The following is a 16,395-nucleotide window of genomic DNA, read 5'->3' as shown; positions in this document are numbered from 1 at the left end:
ACGCGCCGGCCACCGGCCCGGTGTGTCGCGGTAGACACGGCCCGTGGTCGGGGGCCGTGCGGGCGCGACCTACGATGGAGCACATGTCCGTCCCCGCACTGCCGAGCCGTGACGCCCTTCTCACGGCGCTGTCGAAGGTCAACGACCCCGAGATCCGCAAGCCGATCACCGAGCTCGGCATGGTCAAGTCGGTCGAGATCGACGACGCCGGCGCGGTGGCCCTCGCCATCTTCCTCACCGTCTCCGGCTGCCCCATGAAGGAGACCCTGACCAGGGACTCCAGCAACGCGCTACTGGCCCTCGAGGGCGTGACCTCCGTCGAGGTCGAGCTCGACGTCATGAGCGACGAGCAGCGCGCCGAGCTGCGCTCGCAGCTGCGCGGCGGCGCCCCCGAGAAGGAGATCCCCTTCGCCAAGCCGAACAGCCTGACGCGCGTCTACGCCGTGGCCTCGGGCAAGGGCGGCGTCGGCAAGTCCTCGGTCACCGTCAACCTCGCCGCCGCGATGGCCGAGCAGGGCCTGCGCGTCGGGGTCGTCGACGCCGACGTCTACGGCTTCTCGGTGCCGCGCATGCTCGGCGTCGAGCAGCGTCCGACGCAGGTCGACGACATGATCCTGCCGCCGATCAGCCACGACGTGAAGGTCATCTCGATCGGCATGTTCGTGCCCGGCAACCAGCCCGTCGTCTGGCGCGGCCCGATGCTGCACCGGGCCCTGCAGCAGTTCCTCGGCGACGTCTTCTGGGGCGACCTCGACGTCCTCCTGCTCGACCTGCCGCCCGGCACCGGCGACATCGCCATCTCGGTGGCCCAGCTCATCCCGACCGCCGAGATCCTCGTCGTCACGACGCCGCAGCAGGCCGCCGCCGAGGTCGCCGAGCGGGCCGGCTCGATCGCCCTGCAGACCCACCAGCGGATCGCCGGCGTCATCGAGAACATGAGCTGGCTCGAGCTGCCCGACGGCACCCGCCAGGAGATCTTCGGCTCCGGGGGTGGCAAGGCCGTGGCCGAGTCGCTGAGCCGCAGCATCGGCGCGCCGGTCGACCTGCTCGGCCAGATCCCGCTCGACACCCGGCTGCGCGAGGGCGGTGACGCCGGCACCCCGGTCGTCCTCGGTGCGCCCGACTCGGCGGCGGGCGTCGCGCTGCGCGGCATCTCCCGCGGTCTGGCGAACCGGGCCCGTGGCCTCGCCGGACGCTCCCTGGGCCTGTCCCCCGTGGGTCGCTGACCCCGGGCTCTCCGACACCGCATCGAAAGAGCAGCTCGTCCGCGGGACGAGCTGCTCTTTCGATTCCCGGGTGGGTCAGGCCAGGGAGGCGACCCACGCCTGGTGCAGCCCGGCGAACCGGCCCGACCCCGCCTCGATGAGCTCTCCCGGCGCACCGTCCTCGACGATGCGCCCGTGCTCCATGACGATGACCCGGTCGGCGATCTCGACCGTCGAGAGACGGTGCGCGATGACGATCGCCGTGCGCCCGGCGAGGATCGTCTGCAGCGCCTGCTGGACGAGCCGCTCGGACGGGATGTCGAGGGACGACGTGGCCTCGTCGAGGATGAGCACCGCCGGGTCGGCGAGGAAGGCCCGCGCGAACGCGACGAGCTGGCGCTGCCCGGCGCTGAGCAGGCCGCCCCGGTTGGAGACCGGGGTCGCGTACCCCTCGGGCAGCGCCGAGATGAACTCGTGCGCCCCGAGCGCCCGCGCCGCCGCCTGCACCTGCTCGTCGGTGGCGTCGGGGCGCCCGAAGCGGATGTTGTCGGCGACGGAGCCGCTGAACAGGTAGTTCTCCTGGGTCACCATGACGACCGCGCGGTGCAGGTCCGCGGAGGTGACGCGGCGCAGGTCGGTGCCGTCGAGGCTCACCGTGCCGCTGGTGGGGTCGTAGAAGCGGGTGGCGAGCTTGGCGAGTGTGGTCTTGCCGGCGCCGGTCGTGCCGACGAGGGCGAGGGTCTGCCCCGCGGGGACGGTGAGGTCGAGGTCGGGCAGGACCGCCGTGCCCGGCACGTACTCGAACCGGACGTGCTCGAAGTGGACCTCGCCACGCGCGTCGACGAGGGGCACCGGGTCGGTCGGCTCGGACACGTCGGGCTCCTCCTCGAGGACCCCGGACAGCTTCTCGAGGGCGGCGGAGGCCGACTGGAAGGTGTTGTAGAACTGCGAGATCTCCATCATCGGCTCGAAGAACTGCCGCAGGTAGAGCAGGAACGCCGCGAGGACGCCGACGGTGACCTCGCCGTGGTAGGCGAGGTAGCCGCCGTAGAGCAGCACGACGCCGATGGTGATGTTGCCGATGAGCCGGATGCCCGGCATGAACCACGCGACGAGCCGGAAGGCGACGAGGTTGGCCTGCCGGTACTGGTCGTTGACGTCGTCGAAGATCTCCTGGTTGCGCGGCTCGCGGCGGAAGGCCTGGACCGCGCGGATGCCGTTCATCGACTCGACGAAGTGGACGATGACGAGCGCGACCTTCTCGCGGGTGGCGCGGTAGCTGCGCGCCGACGCCTTGCGGAACCAGTTGGTCAACCAGGCGAGGAACGGCCCGCAGAGCAGCGCGACGAGGCCGAGCTTGACGTCGAGGACGAGCAGCAGCACCGACGTGCCGACGAGGGTCAGCGCCGCCGTGACGAGGCCGTCGAAACCGGTCTCGAGCATCTCGTAGATGGCGTCGACGTCGGACGTCTGCCGCGAGATGACGCGTCCGGAGGTGTAGCGGTCGTGGAAGGCCGGGCTGAGGCGCTGGAAGTGGCGGAAGACCCGGCGTCGGATCGACAGGAGGATGTCCTGGCCGATGCGGCCCGAGCGCACGAGGAAGAGGTTGCGCGCGACCGCCTGGGTGATCGTCGCGAGGAGCACGAGCCCGACGATGACGAGCAGCGGCCCGAGGTCGTTCGAGGCGCTGATCGGCGGGATGCCGACGTCGATGCCCTCCTTGACGAGGTACGGGATCGCGAGGCGGGCCGCGTTCTCGACGACGACGACGACGATGAGCCAGCCCAGGGCCCGGCGCCACGGCCGGAGCACGTCGCCGAGCAGCCGGCGCGACCGTCCGGCGAGGCGGGCGGAGGTCTCCGCCGTCAGCTCGCCCTCGATCTCGTCGGACGCGACGCCGCGCCAGGTCTGCTCCTGCGTCGGGGTGCTCATGCCGACACCTCCTCGTCGACGGGACCGTCGACCGGGTCGGCGGCGAGCAGGTCGCGGTAGGCCGGGACCGAGTCGAGCAGCTCGCGGTGCGTGCCGACGTGGGTGATGGTGCCGTCCTGGAGCAGGGCGACGCGGTCGGCGAGCAGCACCGTGGACGCGCGGTGGGCCACGATTAGCCCGGTGGTGTCGGACAGCACGCGCGACAGCGCCTCCTCGACGAGCTTCTCGGTGTGGACGTCGAGCGCGGACAGGGTGTCGTCGAGGACGAGCACCGCCGGGCGCGACAGGACGGCGCGGGCGAGCGCGAGGCGTTGGCGCTGGCCGCCGGACAGCGACATGCCCTGCTCGCCGATGCGGGTGTCGAGGCCCCACGGCAGGTCGTGGACGAACCCGGCCTGGGCGATCTCGAGCGCGGCGAGGACCTCGTCGTCGCCGGCGTCGACCCGCCCGAGGGTGACGTTCTCGCGGGCGCTCATCGAGAACAGGGTCGGCTCCTCGAAGGCCGTCGCGACGAGGCTGCGCAGCGCCGCGAGGTCGAGGTCGCGCACGTCGACGCCGTCGATGGTGATGCGGCCGCCGGTGACGTCGAAGAGGCGGGGCACGAGCGAGGTCAGGGCGGTCTTGCCGGTGCCGGTGGCCCCGACGAGCGCGAGGGTCTGGCCGGGCGGCAGGTCGAGGTTGACGTCGCGCAGCACCGGCTGGTCGGGGGCGTCGGGGAAGGCGAAGTCGACGTGCTCGAAGCGCAGGTGGCCGCGCCGAGGCGGCGCGGCGTGCTCGCCGGAGACGATGTCGGGCTCGGTGTCGAAGATCTCGAGGACGCGTGCCGCCGCGGTCATCGCCTCCTGGGCCATCGCGAGGATGACGCCGAGCGAGGAGACCGGCCACACGAGAGAGAGCATGAGGGTGATGAAGGCGACGAGCTCGCCCGGCGTCAAGGCGCCCCGGCCGACGCCGATGGCGCCGAGCAGCAGGACGACGACGACGGCGAGGTTGGGGATGACCTCGAGGAAGGTCCAGAACTTCGCCGACAGGCGCACCTTGTCCATGCTCGTGGCGCGCAGCTCGAGGGACGCGGCGTCGTAGCGCCCGGCGACGTGGTCGCTGCGGCCGAAGGACTTGATGACGCGGATGCCGACGGCCCCCTCCTCGGCCTGCGTGGCGAGGTCGCCCTGCTGGTCCTGCACCTGGCGCGAGATGACGACGTAGGCCTTCTCGAAGCGCATCGAGAGCCAGATGATCGGCACCGACACGGCCGCCACGACGAGCCCGAGCGGCCAGTACATCGACAGCAGGACGCCGGTGACGACGGCGAGCTGGAGGACGTTGACGACGAGGAAGAGCAGCCCGAACCCGCTGAACCGGCGGATGGCCGAGAGGTCGGTGGTGGCCCGCGAGAGCAGCTGGCCCGACTGCCACCGGGTGTGGAAGCTCATCGGCAGTGCCTGGAGCCGCTCGTAGAGGTCACGGCGCAGGTCGGTCTCGAGGCCCAGGACGGCGTTGGACTGCACCCACCGGCGCAGGAAGATCAGCACCGCCTCGAGGACCCCGAGGCCGAGGGCGAGCAGCCCGAGCGGCAGGACCGGGCCGAGCTCGTGGTGCGTGATCGGGCCGTCGATGATGGCGCGCGTCACGAGGGGCAGCGCGATGGACAGCCCGACGCCGGCGAGCGAGGCGACGAACATGACGAGGAGGGCCCATCGGTGCGGCCGCAGGTACCCCCGCAGGCGCCAGAGGGACCGGACGGAGGCAGGCGGGTGCGCGGCGGGTTCGTGAGGCATCAAGGGGTGACGATAACCCCCGCCACCGACACCCGATGCCTCTGGGTCAGATTCTTTCGCGAGTCGCGCTCCGGACGCCCCGGCGGGACCTCCGGGACCGGCTCACGTGGCGTCGGCGTCCCACGGCGTCGGCTTGGACGGGTCATGGCCGCGGGGCGTGCTGACCGGCTTGTCCGGCGCGACCTCGGCGTCGTCGTCAGGCGCGCTGAGCGCGTCGCGGACGATCTTGCGCGGGTCGTACTGGCGCGGGTCGTAGGCCCGCCAGTCGATGTCGGAGAACTCCGGACCCATCTCGTCCTTGAGCTGCTCCTTGGCCCGGTCGGCCATGGCGCGCGCCTGCCGGACGAACCGGCCGAACTTCGCGGCGTACTCCGGAAGGCGTTCCGGGCCGAGGACGATGACGGCGAGGACGCCGAGCAGGAGCAGCTCCCACCCGTTGATGTCGAACACTCTTCCTCGCTTTCCTGCAGGCCGGCGCGCGACATCATACGGAAGCGCGCCGGGAACAGGCTCAGTTGTCCGGGTCGGCCTCGAGCGTCATCTGCAGGTCGGTCTGCCTGCCTTCGCGCAGCACCCGCAGCGTGACCGTCTCGCCGACGGCGCGGGAGCGGATCCCGACGATCAGCTGGTCGGGCGTGCGGATGCGCTTGCCCTCGAAGGCGATGATGATGTCGCCCGGCTTGACGCCGGCCTTGGCCGCGGGACCGCCGGAGGTCACGGCGCCGCTGCTGTCGTCGACCTCGGCGCCCTCGCCGCTGAAGGTGCGGCTCAGCTTGACGCCGATGATCGGGTGGGTGGCCTTGCCCGTCGCGATGAGCTGGTCGGCGGTGCGCCGCGCCTGGTCGCTCGGGATGGCGAAGCCGAGGCCGATGCTGCCGCCGGTGGAGCCGCTCGTGCCGGGCACGCGGGCGATCGCCGAGTTGACGCCGATGACCTGGCCGGCCATGTCGAGCAGCGGACCGCCGGAGTTGCCGGGGTTGATCGCGGCGTCGGTCTGGATGGCGTTGATGTAGGTCGACTCCCCCGGGTCGCCGGGCTGCACCGGGCGGTTGAGGGCGCTGACGATGCCGGTGGTGACGGTCTGGTCGAGCCCGAGCGGGGCGCCCACCGCGATGACCTGGTCGCCGACGACGACCTTGTCGGACGCGCCGAGCGTGAGCGGCGTGAGGTCGGTGCGGTCGATCTTGATGACGGCGAGGTCGTAGGAGGCGTCCTTGCCGACGACGGTGGCCTTCGCGCTGTCGCCGTTGCTGAGGATGACGTCGATCTGGCCGTTGGCGGCCGACACGACGTGGTTGTTCGTGAGGATGTGGCCCTTGCGGTCGATGACGAACCCGGACCCGGTGGCCGACCCCTCGCTGCCGCCGTCGACCTTGATCGTCACGACGCTCGGCAGGGCGGTCGCGGCGATGTTGGCGACGCTGCCGGCGGGCCGGGCCGTGGCCCCGACGCCGGGGGCGGGCAGGGTCGATCCGCTCGTCAGTGAGACGCGGTCGCCGAGCAGCTGCCCGGCGACGCCTCCCACGACCGCCGAGAGCAGGCACAGTCCCGCGACGGCCGCGACGAGGACGCCACGGCGCCGGCGCCTGGTGGTGGTGGAGGTGGTGACCGCGGGCCCGGGCCCCGTGTCCGGGGCGTCGCTCTCGGCGGGCGCCATCGGCACCGTGACGGGCGAGCCGGTGGGCGCGGCCCAGTAGCCGCTCGGGGTCGAGCTCGTCATGGCCTCGGCATCGCCCGACGCCGCAGCCTCCGACGCACCCGCCGTACCGGCGGCGGCAGGCTCGTCCGCGGCCACCGGCGGCGCGTACGACGCGCGGTGCGCCGCCTCGGCCGCGGCGTCGGCGCGGTCGCTGCCCCAGGAGGCGTCGGCGCGGGCCGGCACACCGGGCGCGTCGGCCGGGTCGCCCCCGAAGACGTCGAACCAGGCGTCGGAGCCCGACTCCTCGCCGCGGGCACCCGCGACGGCGGGAGCCGGCGCCCCCGGAGTCGTCGCACCCGGCGCGCCGGACGCGTCGGGAATCTGCTGGGTGTCGCCGAGGTCGATGATGCCGGTGCGCTCGCTGCCGTGCACCGTGGTGCGGTCGGCATCGGGCGCGCCACCGGGCTCGGGAGCACCGGGGTGCTCGGGGTCGGGCCTGCGCGGCTCGTCGCTCATGGGGTCGATTCTGCCGAACCCGCGCCGGAGAAGCGCACCTGACCCAGCTGCGGTGCCCGGTTGACGACGCGGTTGGTCACGACCCAGTACGGCACGGTGACCGCACCGAGGCGGCTCGTGAGCGACGCGTCGGGCCCGGACGTGGAGCCGAGGGACGTCGACCGGCTCACCGTGAGGGCGGTCAGGCCACCACCGACCGAGCCCGCGCCGAAGCTCGCGACGGGGACGCGGGAGGCGGGTACGCGCGTGCTGCCCGGGACGGGCGAGACGGCCAGGCCCCACGCCGCGGCGACCGACGCGCCCGCGGCGATCGAGGCCACGACCGCGGCGCGCATCGGCGAGCGGTGCAGCGCCGGGGCGCCCGGGTGGACGGTAGGGACGGGGTCGTAGGTCGGCAGGGCGCCTCGAACCCCCACGGGCGCGAGCGGGATCCGCGGGCCGTCACGCTCGGGGTCGGCGGCCGGCGGCGTGGCCGCGAGGCCGAGCAGTGCCGAGCGCAGCGACGTCGGGACGCCGGTGTCCGAGCGCAGGGACGCCACGATCCGGCGCTCCCGGTCGACCGCGTCGCGGCACGAGAGGCAGCACACGAGGTGCTTGTCGTACAGATGCAGCATCGCCGGCGGCAGGGCCCGGTCCACGTAGGCGCGCACGTAACCTCGCAGGTGCGGCGTCACGGGTTCACCTCCAGGCGGTTCGGGGTCGGGGCGGGCATCGGGTCGTGGTCAGCGGGTGGTGGTCAGCGGGTGGTGTCAGCGGGTGCCGGCCGCGACACGGCGACCGGGGAGGCGCAGGCCGGCACGAGCCGGCTTGGCGGCCTTCGGCGTGGCCGGGGCGGCGTCGGGGGCGCGGTGGGCCAGGGCCTCGCGCAGCTGGGCGCGGCCACGGTGGATCCGCGAGCGGACGGTGCCGAGCTTGACCCCGAGCGTCGCGCTGATCTCCTCGTAGGAGAGCCCCTCGATGTCGCACAGGACGACGGCGGCGCGGAACTCCGGCGCCAGGGCGTCGAGCGCGCGCTGCACGTCGTCGTCGAAGCGGGCGTCGTGGTAGGTCTGCTCCGGGCCCTTCTCGTAGCTCGGCAGCCGGCCGGCGGCGTCGTCGGGCAGCGCGTCGAAGCGGATCCGCTGCTTGCGGCGCATCTTGTCGAGGAAGACGTTGGTCGTGATGCGGTGCAGCCAGCCCTCGAAGGTGCCGGGCTGGTAGGAGTGGAGCGAACGGAACACCCGGACGAAGACGTCGTGGGTGAGGTCCTCGGCGTCGTGCGGGTTGCCCGTGAGGCGGTAGGCCAGGCGGTAGACGCGCGCCGAGTGCTGCTCGACGATCTCCTCCCACGTGGGAGGGGTCCACGTCGACTCGGCCGGCGCCACCGTGGAGGTGGGCTGGGTGGACGTCACGCTGCTGGTCACGAGAGAGCCTGGGGCCTTTCAGAGGATCGGTTCAACGACGTGAACGCGCCGCGCCGCTGATTCGTTCCCCCTCAAGGTGCCCGATCGCGCTGTCCGGCTACCAGCCGGAACCTGTGCGCACGCTGTGAGTCGCCGAGCGGTAAGCCTAGCGGTGGCCGTCGCCCCACTCCCCGGTGTCGCTCCGACCGGCCGCGTCGGACCGGGCGCCGGCGGCCCTGCGGGTGCCCTGCTCGCTCGCGTCGTCGGGGACCGCCTCGTGGTGGCGCAGCCCCGGCGTCCGTTCCCGGTTCTTCATCTCCGCCTCGAAGAGGTGGCGCCGACCCCCGACGAGGGCCTCGCGCGCCTCCCGCTCGAACCGCCGGAACGTCGCGTAGTAGTCGTCGTCGTACTCCTCGATGACCTGGAAGGTCCAGCGGCCCTCGAGCACGTTCCGGCCGACGAGCTCGCGGTCGATGCGGTCGGCGAGGTCGGTGTGGCCGGCCGCACGGAGCATCTCGACGGCCTCGCCGAGGGCGAGGTCGGCGGTGCCGGTCAGCCGGTGGAACCGGTAGAGGTGGCCGCGGGCGTCCTCGACGACCTCGAAGGCCTCCGAGAGCTTGCCGAGCGCCTCGACGGTGGCGTCGTCGACGCCGGGCGGGCGGCAGTGCTCGCCGGTGGGTCGGTCGAGCTCCGGCGGCGTCGTCGGCGGATCGGTCTCGTCCATGTCCGCACCATAGGCACGACGGGGCCCGGCGGCGTCCGGAATCCCGTGTCCTCGCCGCAGTAGGGTTGCGGCCATGAGTTCGCAGAAGGTCGCCGCGTGGTCGCACGCCGAGGAGTTCGTCGCCCCGAGCGAGCACGTCGAGCAGGCCCGCCTGCGCGGCGAGGAGCTCGGTGCCCGCCCTGTCGGCAACGGCGTCGGGGCAACCCTCCAGGTGCTGGCGGCCGCCACCGGCGCCAAGGCCGTCATGGAGGTCGGCACCGGTGCCGGCGCGTCCGGCCTCTGGCTGCTCGGCGGCATGCCCGCCGACGGCGTCCTCACGACCATCGACCTCGACACCGAGCACCAGCGCGCGGCCCGTGACGCCTTCTCGGCCGCCGGCGTGGCCCACCAGCGCACCCGTGTCATCGCGGGCCGCGCCCTCGACGTCCTGCCCCGCATGACCGACGCCGCCTACGACCTCGTCGTCGTCGACGCGGACAAGGAGGAGTACCCCGACTACGTCGAGCAGGCGGCGCGACTGCTGCGCCCCGGCGGCACCCTCGTGCTCACGTGGTCCGACGACGAGTCCGACCCCGCCCGGCGCGACCCCGAGACCCGCACGCTGCGCGAGGTCGGGCGCACGATGCGCGACCACGACCGCTTCACCGTGGCGCTGCTGCCGGTCAGCGACGGGCTGCTCGTCGCCGTCAAGGGCTGACTCGCCGGCGGGCCGTCACCCCCGCCACACCCTTCCCACGCGGCTCCCCCGTCACCCGCCGGACCATCGCGGCCCACCCCGATCCCACCCCGCGCCCACCCCTCGGACGCCACGTCGCGGGACGTTCCGGGACGTACCGGGACAGACCGCCCGCGCGTGTCCCGGATGTCGGCGTCGACCCGCCTCCGGGCGCATCCCGAGGGCTAGCCTTGGCCTCCTCACGGTTCGTTCTGCTGCCGGGCCACGCGCCCGGCTCGTCACGGGAGACGGGCGCGCATGAGCACGATCGAGCAACCCTCCACCCCACCGGCCCCGGGGGCCGACGCTCCCCGCTCCCCCGGGCAGCCCGAGAGCTCCGCCACGCCCGAGCGCCCCACGGCCTCCGGCCCGACGGCCAGCGACCTCGCCGCGGTCGCCCGGGCGACCGCGGCCGCGAGCGCCGAGCGCTCCTCCCGTGCCGGGCTCTTCGCCCGCCAGACGCGTCCGGCGCAACCTCGCGAGGTCCGTGACGCCGCGGCGTCACCGGCCGGCGCACCGCCGGCCACGCCCGCCGCTCCGCTCACCGCCGAGGCGTTCACCGACGAGAGCCTCCTCGGCCGCGAGCGTGCCACGGCGCGCACCGGGTGGCGGCGACGGGTCGCGACGCTGACCGGAGGGCGGGTCACCCCCGGCCCTGGCGCGGCCGAACGCCACCACGACGCGCTCGAGTCCCGGGTCCGGGCGCCCATCGAGGGCACCCGGCGGATCGTCGTCATGAGCCGCAAGGGCGGCGTGGGCAAGACGACTGTCACCGTCGGGCTGGGCGCGACCTTCGCCCAGGGCCGCGGCGACCGGGTCGTGGCGGTCGACGCCAACCCCGACGCCGGCAACCTCGCCCGCCGCATCGCCGGCGACTGCCCGCGCACCATCACCGACCTGCTGTCCGACGCCGACGCCATCGACACGTTCGGCGCGATGCGCCGCTACACCTCCCAGTGCGACGAGTCGCGCCTCGAGGTGCTGGCCTCCGACGACGACGCGAGCATCAGCCAGGCCCTCGACCGTCCGGCCTACCGGCGGGTCGTGTCGCTGCTCGACGTCTACTACAACCTCGTCCTGCTCGACACCGGCACCGGCATCCTCGACAGCGCCAACCAGGGGCTCATCGCCGAGGCCGACCAGCTCGTCCTCGTGCTGCGCCCGGCGCTCGACGGAGCCCGAGCCGGCGCCCAGACCCTCGACTGGCTCGACGCGCACGGCTTCGGCGACCTCGTGTCCTCTGCGGTCGTCGTCGTCAACGCCGTGACCCATCCGGGCGAGCCGGCCGTCATGGCGATCACGGAGCACTTCTCCCGTCGCTGCGCGCACGTCTCCCACATCCCGTGGGACCCGGCCCTCGAGACCGGCGGGCGCACGCTGCTGTCCAACCTGGCGCCGGCGACCCGGGAGGCGTTCGTCGACGTCGCCGCCGCCGTGGCCGACCGCTTCGGCGTCGCCGTCCCCTGACCCCCGGCCGGACCGCGCTCCCCCGGCCGGGACGAACGACGGCCCCCGACCTACAGGTCGGGGGCCGTCGGAGCCTGGAGCGAGGATCCCTCGCCGGACGGCGTCAGCTGACGCCGTCGCAACCCTGGATGGCGTCGCGCAGAGCCGCAGCCTCGTCGGGGGTCATCTCGACGACGAGCCGGCCGCCGCCCTCGAGAGGCATTCGCAGCACGATGCCGCGACCCTCCTTGACGACCTCCAGCGGTCCGTCTCCGGTCCTCGGCTTCATTGCTGCCATGGTTCCCCTTCCCTAGGAATCCTCGCGCTTTGGTCCCATTATTCCGTGTCTCGATTCCGAGACCTAATCCGGGACGTGACGAACCGCACGAGGGGGTGTCCGACCTACCGTCGGCGGCCCCGATGGGACAGAGTGACGCCCATGACCGCACCCCGTGACGACCTGACTCCCGACGCCACCACGGACGCCACCGGCGTGCCCGGTACCGACGCCGCCGGTCCGCTCGTCGTCGAGGTGGACGGCGGCGTCGCGTGGGTGCGCCTGTCCCGCCCCGACGCCATGAACGCGCTCGACGAGGCGCTCAAGGACGCGCTCGTCGCGGCCCTCGAGTCGCTCGCCGCCGACGCGTCGGTGCGGTGCGTCGTGCTCACGGGGACCGGCCGGGCCTTCTGCGTCGGGCAGGACCTCAAGGAGCACGTGCGCAGCCTCACCGACGAGAGCGCCACGCTCGCCACGACGGTGACCCGCCACTACAACCGGATCGTCACCGCGCTCGCGACGATGAACAAGCCGGTCGTCGCCGCGCTCAACGGCGTGGCCGCTGGTGCGGGTCTCAGCTTCGCCCTCGCCTGTGACGTGCGGGTGGCGGCCGACACCGCCGGCCTCAACACCTCCTTCGCCGGCATCGCGCTCTCGTGCGACTCGGGCGCGTCGTGGTCGCTGCCGCGGCTCGTCGGCACGGCCCGGGCGAAGGACCTGCTGATGTTCCCGCGGACCGTCTCACCGCAGGAGGCGCTGGAGCTGGGCCTCGTCAACCGCGTCGTGCCGGCCGCCGAGCTCGAGGCCACCGTCCGCGAGCTCGCGGCGACGCTGGCCACCGGGCCGACGCTGGCCTACGGCTCGATCCGTCGGGCCGTAGCCTTCAGCGCCACCGCGCCGCTGGCCGACGCCCTCGCCAACGAGGCCGAGCTGATGGCCTACACGGGCCACAGCGCCGACCACCGCGCGGCCGTCGACGCGTTCCTCGCCAAGGAGAAGCCGGTCTACACCGGACGCTGACGCTCGGGCCCCCGGTCACGGCGGGTAGTCGCCGTTCGGCGACGGCACGTAGCGCCACAGGATGTCGGCCCAGAACCACTGACCGACGACGAAGAGGACGAGCAGCGGCACGGCGCGCAGCAGCAGCCGGGTCCACGTGGTGCCGCGCCGGTCCTGCCAGCCGGCGCCGACCACGACGACGAGCAGCGGGAAGAGCGGCACGAGGTAGCGGAAGATGCTCGTGAACGGGTCGAGCACGGCCGCGAGGTACGCCGGGTAGGCCAGCGACCACGTGCGCAGCTCGGCGCCGAGTGCCCGGGCCCACGGGCCGGCGACGAGTGCGACGATCGCGATCGGCACGACCCAGAGCAGGACCGGTCCCCACGTGTCGCCGAAGACGTACCGGGCCATCCCCGGCCACGGCGTGAACGGCTCGACGGTGCCCGAGCCGCGCCACGACCCCATGGTGCGGGTGTACGCGTCGCGCTCGCCGGTGCCCCACCAGGCGATCGCCGGCCACAGGAAGCCGGCGACGCCGCACGCGACGAGGGAGGTGAGCCCGGCGACGTACTCGCCGCGCGTCACCGGCCGCTCGCCGCGAGCGCGCCAGCGCAGCCACAGCGCCACGAGCGTCACGACGCCGAGCGGCACCGCGACCGGACGCGTCAGGCCGAGCAGGATCGCCACCCCGGCGGCGACGAGCCAGCGCTCACGGGCCACGGCGTAGAGGTAGGCGACGAGCAGCAGCATCGCCGGTGCCTCGGTGTAGGCCAGCTGCAGGGTGACCGACGCCGGGAAGCTCGCCCAGAGCAGCACGACGACGAGGGCCGCCCGGTCACCGATGCGGTCGCGCAGCAGCAGGCCCATGAGCACCGCGGCGCCGAACCCGCACAGCAGTGCGATCGTCGAGCCCGCCGCGGGGAACGACAGGCCCGTGGCCATGAGGGCCCGAGCCGCGTACGGGAAGAGCGGGTAGAAGGCCCAGGCGTTCTGCCGCACCGAGCCCAGCTCGTCGACCGGCAGCGTCGACGGGTACCCGTCGTGGGCGATGGTCTGGTACCACTGCCCGTCCCAGAGCGCGGTGAACGGGAAGTAGGTGACCGGCACGTCGTCGCCGCCCGTCATGCCGCTCGGCACCTGGTGGCGCATGACGAGCAGCAGGATCGTCGTCGTGACGACCCGCGCCAGGGCGTAGAGGCCCAGCACCCACCCGACGAAGGCCCGGCGGGACAGGCTCGGGGCGAGGTCCCTCATGCGGTGCGGCTGTCCTTCGCCGTCGCGGCGTCGGCCTCCGGCTCCGCTTCGGCCGGTTCGTGCTGCTCGGCCGCCTCGGTCGGCTCGGCGGGTTCGGCCGCCTCGGTCGGCTCGGCCGGCCCGGTCGGCCCGGTCGGCTCGTGCTGCTCGGCCGCCTCGGTCGGCTCGGCGGGTTCGGCCGGCTCGGTCGCCTCGCCTTCCTCGCCCCGGAGGACGGCGATCTGCTCGTCCTTCTCGCGCAGCTCCCTGCGGAGCCGGTCGACGACGCCGTCGACCTGGCTCATCCGGTAGCCACGGGCCGCGATGTCGAAGACGAGGTCGTCGAAGTCGTCGTCGGCGATCGGGTCCTCGGGCAGCGGCTCGTGCGACAGCGACGCGGTCGGCCGGCCGAGACCGCCGCCGGCCAGACCGAGGATCATGGCGACGACCGCACACACGACGACGACGCCGACGAGGAGGATGAGCCACTTCACGACGCGGCCCCCTCGCCCTCGGCGTCGGTGCCGGCGCGGTCCTCGTCGGACGGCGTCCGGCCCGGCCCGTCGAAGGCGCGGATGGCGCGGACGGCCTCGGCGGGGTCGTCGGTGACGACGAGGCGGTCGAGGTCGGCGGGCGAGATCATGCCCTGCCCGAGGACGGTGCCGCGCAGCCACTCGAGCAGCCCGGACCAGTACGACGCGCCCATGAGCACGACGGGGAACTCCGTGACCTTCTGCGTCTGGGCGAGGGTGAGGGCCTCGAAGAGCTCGTCGAGCGTGCCGTAGCCGCCCGGCAGGACGATGAACCCGTGCGAGTACTTGAGGAACATGACCTTGCGGGCGAAGAAGTACCGGAAGTTGATGCCGAGGTCGACGTACTCGTTGAGGCCGGTCTCGAAGGGCAGCTCGATGCCGAGGCCCACCGACGTGCCGCGGGCGTCGTACGCGCCGCGGTTGGCGGCCTCCATCGCCCCCGGTCCGCCGCCGGTGATGACGGCGTAGCCGGCCTCGACGAGGCGGCGACCGACCTCGACGCCCATCGCGTACGCGGGGTCGTCGACACCGGTGCGGGCCGAGCCGAAGACGGCGACGGCCGGCCCGAGCTCGGCCAGCGACCCGAAGCCCTCGACGAACTCGGACTGGATCCGCATGACCCGCCACGGGTCGGCGTGCAGCCAGTCGGTGCGCTGCGGCGTCTGGAGCAGCCGCTGGTCGGTGGTCGTCGGGGGCACCTGCCCCCGGCGCAGGGTGACCGGGCCGGTCTGGCGCCGGGTCTCGGCGCGCCCGCCCGGCCTCGAGGCCGGCGCGTCCGGACGCGTCGGCGTCGGCTCGTCGGCGGAGGCGTGCTCGTCGTCAGTCACAGCGTCACCCTACGTGCCGGTGCCGTGCCCCGACGCGTCAGCCGAGCCAGCGCAGCAGCGCGGCCTCGGCGTCGACGTACTGGGTGACGGGGCAGTGCTCGTCGTCCATGTGAGCGAGGTTCGGGTCGCCGGGACCGTAGTTGACGGCGGGGATGCCGAGCGCCGAGAACCGGGCGACGTCGGTCCAGCCCTCCTTGGCGTCGACGGGCACGCCGAGCGACTCGACGAACGCCTTGGCCGCCGGCAGCTGCAGGCCGGGACGCGCGCCATCGGCGGCGTCGGCGAGGGTCACCTCGAAGCCCTCGAAGACATGCTGTACGTGGGCGAAGGCCTCGGCCGAGTCCTTGTCGGGGGCGTAGCGGTAGTTGACGGTGACGGTGCAGCGGTCGGGGATGACGTTGCCCGCGATGCCGCCGCTGATGCCGACGGCCTGGAGGGCCTCGTGGTAGTCGAGGCCGTCGACGGTGATGGTCTCGGCCTCGTAGGCCTTGAGGCGCGACAGCACGGTGGCGGCGTCGTGGATCGCGTTGTGCCCCTTCCACGGTCGGGCCGAGTGGGCCGCGACGCCGGTGGTGGTGACCTCGGCGCGCAGCGTTCCCTTGCAGCCGCCCTCGATGGCGCCGTTCGTCGGCTCCAGGAGCACCGCGAAGTCGCCGGCGAGCAGCTCGGGGCGGTTCTGTCCCACCCGGGCCAGGCCGTTGTACTTCGCGTCGATCTCCTCGCACTCGTAGAAGAGGAAGGTGAGGTCGCGGTTCGGTCCGGCCAGCTGGGCGGCGATGCGGAGCATGACGCCGACGCCGCCCTTCATGTCGACGGTGCCGCGGCCCCACAGGTCCTCGCCGACGCGCCGGGTGGGCAGGTTCGGCTCCGCCGTGAGCGGCACGGTGTCGATGTGGCCGGCGAGGACGACCCGCTCGGCGCGGCCGAGGTCGGTGCGGGCCACGACGGTGTTGCCGTCACGGACGACCTCGAGGTGGGCCAGCGGTCGCAGCGCGGCCTCGATGGCGTCGGCGAGCGCCTGCTCGTCCTGGCTCACCGACTCGATGTCGCAGATCGCCGCGACGAGGGAGGTGACGTCGCTGGAGAGGTCGAGCGCAGGCGCTCCGGACGGCGTCGAGGACGTCGGCTCGGTGCGCTCGGCGATCACGGGCTCGGTGGACGGGGTCGGCTGCGGCATACCGGGAAGGCT

At 73.5% G+C, this 16,395-nt stretch carries 15 protein-coding genes and 1 pseudogene; 4 read left to right on the top strand and 12 right to left on the bottom strand.

All coding sequences use genetic code 11. The annotated features are described in order from the left end of the window. Positions 1-83 precede the first annotated feature (83 nt). A complete protein-coding gene (locus RY076_RS05540) occupies positions 84-1,226 on the top strand; it encodes an Mrp/NBP35 family ATP-binding protein (protein WP_323096595.1) in 1,143 nt (380 codons plus the stop codon). A gap of 75 nt (positions 1,227-1,301) precedes the next feature. Here the strand turns inward: RY076_RS05540 and RY076_RS05535 are convergent, their stop codons facing one another. The 7 genes and pseudogenes from RY076_RS05535 to RY076_RS05505 form a co-directional block, all read right to left on the bottom strand. Beyond that, positions 1,302-3,137 (bottom strand): ABC transporter ATP-binding protein, encoded by a 1,836-nt coding sequence (locus RY076_RS05535; protein WP_323096594.1) that lies wholly within the window; start codon positions 3,135-3,137, stop codon positions 1,302-1,304. After that, positions 3,134-4,915: an ABC transporter ATP-binding protein gene (locus RY076_RS05530; RefSeq protein WP_323096593.1), complete on the bottom strand. Its 1,782-nt coding sequence runs from the start codon at positions 4,913-4,915 to the stop codon at positions 3,134-3,136. The genes RY076_RS05535 and RY076_RS05530 overlap by 4 nt, the downstream gene beginning before the upstream one ends. A 102-nt stretch (positions 4,916-5,017) precedes the next feature. Next, positions 5,018-5,365: a Sec-independent protein translocase protein TatB gene (tatB, locus tag RY076_RS05525; protein WP_323096592.1), complete on the bottom strand. Its 348-nt coding sequence runs from the start codon at positions 5,363-5,365 to the stop codon at positions 5,018-5,020. Between the two features lie 61 nt (positions 5,366-5,426). Beyond that, the gene (locus tag RY076_RS05520; RefSeq protein ID WP_323096591.1) at positions 5,427-7,070 is read right to left on the bottom strand and encodes a S1C family serine protease; all 1,644 of its coding nucleotides are present in this window, start codon (positions 7,068-7,070) and stop codon (positions 5,427-5,429) included. Beyond that, complete coding sequence (locus RY076_RS05515; RefSeq protein WP_323096590.1) at positions 7,067-7,744, bottom strand: anti-sigma factor; 678 nt, start codon at positions 7,742-7,744, stop codon at positions 7,067-7,069. The genes RY076_RS05520 and RY076_RS05515 overlap by 4 nt, the downstream gene beginning before the upstream one ends. Before the next feature lie 75 nt (positions 7,745-7,819). Continuing rightward, a complete protein-coding gene (gene sigE / locus RY076_RS05510; RefSeq protein WP_413785738.1) occupies positions 7,820-8,473 on the bottom strand; it encodes an RNA polymerase sigma factor SigE in 654 nt (217 codons plus the stop codon). Between the two features lie 244 nt (positions 8,474-8,717). Beyond that, positions 8,718-9,176, bottom strand: a pseudogene (locus RY076_RS05505) (hypothetical protein); the annotation flags it as partial. Between the two features lie 73 nt (positions 9,177-9,249). Here RY076_RS05505 and RY076_RS05500 point away from each other — a divergent pair. Both RY076_RS05500 and RY076_RS05495 read left to right on the top strand, forming a co-directional pair. Next, positions 9,250-9,873 carry an O-methyltransferase gene (locus RY076_RS05500; RefSeq protein WP_076262629.1) on the top strand — a complete coding sequence of 208 codons (624 nt, stop codon included), beginning with the start codon at positions 9,250-9,252 and terminating at the stop codon, positions 9,871-9,873. 276 nt (positions 9,874-10,149) lie between these two features. After that, complete coding sequence (locus RY076_RS05495; RefSeq protein ID WP_323096589.1) at positions 10,150-11,358, top strand: MinD/ParA family ATP-binding protein; 1,209 nt, start codon at positions 10,150-10,152, stop codon at positions 11,356-11,358. A gap of 103 nt (positions 11,359-11,461) precedes the next feature. Here RY076_RS05495 and RY076_RS05490 read toward each other — a convergent pair whose 3' ends face one another. Further along, positions 11,462-11,635: a DUF3117 domain-containing protein gene (locus tag RY076_RS05490; protein ID WP_076262632.1), complete on the bottom strand. Its 174-nt coding sequence runs from the start codon at positions 11,633-11,635 to the stop codon at positions 11,462-11,464. 141 nt (positions 11,636-11,776) lie between these two features. On the opposite strand from RY076_RS05490, the gene RY076_RS05485 reads away from it, so the two are divergent. Next, the gene (locus RY076_RS05485) at positions 11,777-12,634 is read left to right on the top strand and encodes an enoyl-CoA hydratase/isomerase family protein (protein WP_323096588.1); all 858 of its coding nucleotides are present in this window, start codon (positions 11,777-11,779) and stop codon (positions 12,632-12,634) included. Between the two features lie 15 nt (positions 12,635-12,649). On the opposite strand, the gene RY076_RS05480 is transcribed toward RY076_RS05485, so the two are convergent. The 4 genes from RY076_RS05480 to dapE form a co-directional block, all read right to left on the bottom strand. After that, positions 12,650-13,867 (bottom strand): hypothetical protein, encoded by a 1,218-nt coding sequence (locus RY076_RS05480; RefSeq protein ID WP_323096587.1) that lies wholly within the window; start codon positions 13,865-13,867, stop codon positions 12,650-12,652. Continuing rightward, positions 13,864-14,340: a cell division protein DivIVA gene (locus RY076_RS05475; protein ID WP_323096586.1), complete on the bottom strand. Its 477-nt coding sequence runs from the start codon at positions 14,338-14,340 to the stop codon at positions 13,864-13,866. Before RY076_RS05475 ends, RY076_RS05480 begins: the two co-directional genes overlap by 4 nt. After that, a complete protein-coding gene (locus RY076_RS05470; RefSeq protein WP_413785747.1) occupies positions 14,337-15,092 on the bottom strand; it encodes an LOG family protein in 756 nt (251 codons plus the stop codon). The genes RY076_RS05475 and RY076_RS05470 overlap by 4 nt, the downstream gene beginning before the upstream one ends. Positions 15,093-15,243: 151 nt before the next feature. Further along, positions 15,244-16,383 (bottom strand): succinyl-diaminopimelate desuccinylase, encoded by a 1,140-nt coding sequence (dapE, locus tag RY076_RS05465; RefSeq protein WP_323096585.1) that lies wholly within the window; start codon positions 16,381-16,383, stop codon positions 15,244-15,246. Positions 16,384-16,395: the final 12 nt, after the last annotated feature.

Source organism: Intrasporangium zincisolvens, from assembly GCF_034724055.1.
GTDB lineage: Bacteria > Actinomycetota > Actinomycetes > Actinomycetales > Dermatophilaceae > Monashia > Monashia zincisolvens.
This window is presented reverse-complemented; position numbering and strand designations above follow the sequence as displayed.